The following is a 3,531-nucleotide window of genomic DNA, read 5'->3' as shown; positions in this document are numbered from 1 at the left end:
CCTCGGGACCGATCAGCGTCGGGCCGGTGATCCAGCCACCCCAGATCGGGGGTCCTTTGTCCAGCGCCGTCCGCAGCCTGCTCACGGTCATCCCGCGATCGCGATCTTCACGCGCTCGGCGACGGGCCGGCTGGCCAGGTCGAACGCTTGCTGCACGTCGTCGACGCCGAACGTGTGTGTCAGGTAGGTGCCGAGTAGCTCGGGATGCTCGGCGGCGAACTTACCGGCACACTCCAACATCCGCCGCCGGTCCAGTGTCACCCCGGATTTCAGCGTCAGGTTTTTGCGCAGCATGCTACGCATACTGATCGGGTAGGACTCGTCGTCGGCGACGCCGAAGTAGAAGATCGTGCCACCGGGCGCCGCGGCATCGACGGCATGGGCCAGCGTGGCGACCTGGTGGCCGACGGCCTCGATGACGACGTCTGCGCGGTCGGCGGCGGCCAGCCGGCTTACCCAGCGGTCGCTGGTGGCGCGTACCGGGTCGTCGACCCCGAATGTCGTTGCGAGCCTTCGACGGTCGACGGGGTCCACGCCCGTGACGCGCCGGGCCCCGGCCGCCTTGGCGACGTAGGCGAACAGCAGGCCGATCGAGCCCTGGCCGATGATCGCGACATGCTTGCCGGCAAGGTCCGGCAACTGCTCGCAGGCGTAGAGGACACACGCCAGCGGCTGCAGCCCGACCGCCTGCGCGGGAGTCAGCGCCGGGTCGTACGGCGCCAACCCGTCGCCGTCGCTGACGATGCGTTCCATCAGGCCGTCGAACCCGGAGGCCCAGCCGACCACCCGGTCGCCGGGCCGGTGCTCGGGATGCCGGCTGGCGATCACCTCGCCGACGACCTCATGGATTGGGAAGCCGTCTTTTTCGGCCGCGCTCGTTCCGTCGTCGCCCGGAAGCCGGCCCTTTGCGCCGCGAAAGGCGGGCATGTCGCTGCCGCAGACGCCGGCGGCCAGGAACCGCAGCAGCACCTGGCCGTCCGTGAGGCACTCGGGCGTCTTGTCCGGAATGGTTGTCCGCTCGAACACATACGGGGCGATGATCCGGTAGGACCACACGTCAGACCTCCACCGGAATGTTGTTCCAACCCCATTGGAAGCTGGACGGCAGGCGGGTCGCGGCGTCGCTCTGGATCTCGTAGTCGGGCACCCGGCGCAGCCACTCGGCAAGCAGCACATCGATTTCCAGGCGGGCCAGGTGGTAGCCGATGCAGAAGTGCTGACCACGACCGAACGCCAGCGAGCGCTGGATAGGACGGTTCCAGATGAACTCGTCGGGTTGCGGATACTCCCGCTCGTCGCGGTTGGCCGACGCCAGCAATGTGATGATCCGCTGGCCGGGCGCGATCGTCGTGTCGTGAATCGTATAGGGCTTGCGGGCGGTTCGGGCGAACCATTGCGCGGGGGCGCAGTACCGGATCATCTCCTCGCGGGCCACCGGCACGTTGGCCGCGGGATCGGTTCGCACCGCGGCCAATTGGTCGGGCCGCCGGCTCAGTTCCCATAGTCCGTGGGCGACGACCTTGGGCACCGTCTCCGTTCCGCCGATGAAGATGCACAGCATCTGGGTCGCGGCTTCGATGTCGGACAACGCGCTGCCGTCGGGCAGCCGGTAGCCCAGCAGGCCGTCGACGACCGGCAGCGGATCGCCGGACGCGTCCGCGCGGCGCTGCTCGACCACCGGGATGAGGTACTCGAGATAGTTGGGCCGGGCCTGCGCGGTATCGACACCCTCGCCGGGCTCGGTGAGGCTGCCGGCGTTCACGGCGGCCAGCACCTGGGGCGCGAGATCGGTTGTTATGCCCAGCAATCCGCAGACCATCGAGGCTGCGACGATGCCACCGTATTCCTGTGTCAGGTCGAACGAGCCTTTGGGCAGCAACTCGTCGAGGCGCTCGTTGGCCAGCGTGCGGATCCTGGCTTCCAGGCCGGCGACCGATCTGGGCCGCAACGGCTGGGAGTGCGCGCGGCGGATCGCGCTGTACAGATCCGTGTCGAACACCGCGTGAAATGGCAACGGGTGCAACGGCGGATCGTCGAGCGGCCCGGTGTTGTGGTTGGCCAGCACCGAGGTCGGTGGCAACGTGCCCTCCGTCGCGACGAAGGTGCCGTCGTTGACTTCCAGCACCTGCCAGATGTCCTCGAAACGGGACAGCGCATAGGTGTCCCATTGCGGCAGGTAGTACACCGGGTGTTCGTCGCGCAGGATTCGGTAGTACGGCAACGGGTTTGCCATTACTTCCGCGTCGAAGGGGTCGTAAGAGAAGTTCACTGCAGCGGGGAGGGCGGTAGGGCCTGCAGGATCGAGTCTTCCCAGCCGTCGCGCAGCGCGGGCGCCATGCTCATCCAGGTGACGATTTCGGCGGGCGGGCTCTCCTTCCACGACGGATAGTGATTTTCGAAGCACTCCCAGCCACCGTCCAGCGCCCAGTAGTGGATGACCTCGTTGAAGCGGAACGTCGTGGTGAACGACCCCAGCCAGCGCTTGCCCGTGCGTTCCGACCACGGGACGTAGAGGCGCTCCAGCTCGCGGATGTAGTCGTCCTGGCGCCCCGGCTTGGTTTGCATGATCTCCTGAATCACCAGTGGCGCAGTGAAATTGGCCTCGCGCAGCTGGGCGAGCGTCTTGTTGCTGGGCCCGGGATACATGATCCGGCCCTCCCCCGCCGCGCCGATGTCGGCCAGAAATGCCGACCATTTGCCCGCCGCGGCCTCGTGGCTCCCGCCGCGCGCCTGGGCCGCACCGATTTTCGCGTAGTCGGCGAACCCGTCAATCTCCCAGATGATCGTCACCTGCGGCCAGTGACCGTTGTACGGAGTGGATTCCCAGATCGCGAAGAGGCGCGCGCCGAGCTCGTCCATCATCGGCCGGTAGGTGTCGGCGAAGACCTCGGTGAAGTGGTCGGTCCGGCCGGACCCCAGCGAGATGGTCTCGTGCAGGTAGAGCAGCGTGTGTTTGTAGTACTTCTTCATCAGTCGAGCCGGACCAGCTCTGCGTCGGCCCCCGAGAAGGCATCACACAGCAGTTCCTCGGCCGGACCGACCGTGGCACCCGTGATCCCGGCCGCCGCGAGCGCGTAGCCCTTGAACCTGCGCGCGGCCGCGCTGAGCACATGCTGGCCGCTGGTCATCGCGCGATTGACTCGAAGCGGCCATCCCTGGGGCGCTTGACCCCACAACGCGACCTCGGTCAGACCGTTCTCCAGCGACTGCAGCACCGCGTCACGGACGCGGGCATCGGCGGTGAAGGCCTCGGCGCTCACGGCCAGGCTCTGGCTTGTCGAGCCCGTGCCCAGCTCGGCGAACTGCGCCTGGAAGTCCAGCACCCGCACCCCCAGGATCCGCAGCGCTCGGGCGTCGCAGCGCTCCGGCAGCAGCACGGTTACGTCCCAACCGGCCATCGCCCGGTCGTAGAGCCAACCGCCCGCCGATTGCACGACGTCGGCGGCGCTGGCGGCGACGACGTCGAGCCGATATCGCAGACATTCACCGTCGGCGCCCGTCGCGTGCGACGCGCCGGCCCGGTTGTTCTTC

The 3,531-nt window shown here is 67.8% G+C and carries 4 protein-coding genes; all 4 read right to left on the bottom strand.

Annotation, left to right across the window (positions count from 1 at the left end):
- Positions 1-87: 87 nt before the first annotated feature.
- The gene (locus JOZ00_RS23125) at positions 88-1,056 is read right to left on the bottom strand and encodes a zinc-binding dehydrogenase (protein WP_293348630.1); all 969 of its coding nucleotides are present in this window, start codon (positions 1,054-1,056) and stop codon (positions 88-90) included.
- A gap of 1 nt (position 1,057) precedes the next feature.
- A complete protein-coding gene (locus tag JOZ00_RS23120; RefSeq protein WP_293348627.1) occupies positions 1,058-2,269 on the bottom strand; it encodes a cytochrome P450 in 1,212 nt (403 codons plus the stop codon).
- Complete coding sequence (locus JOZ00_RS23115; RefSeq protein ID WP_293348624.1) at positions 2,266-2,970, bottom strand: NIPSNAP family protein; 705 nt, start codon at positions 2,968-2,970, stop codon at positions 2,266-2,268. The genes JOZ00_RS23120 and JOZ00_RS23115 overlap by 4 nt, the downstream gene beginning before the upstream one ends.
- A partial coding sequence (locus tag JOZ00_RS23110) for a hypothetical protein (protein WP_293348621.1) occupies positions 2,970-3,531 on the bottom strand: 562 nt, incomplete at its 5' end. The genes JOZ00_RS23115 and JOZ00_RS23110, both read right to left, overlap by 1 nt.

Source organism: Mycobacterium sp. (genome assembly GCF_019243155.1).
GTDB lineage: Bacteria > Actinomycetota > Actinomycetes > Mycobacteriales > Mycobacteriaceae > Mycobacterium.
The sequence above is the reverse complement of the archived record's forward strand: the minus strand, read 5'-3'. Positions and strand labels throughout refer to the sequence as shown.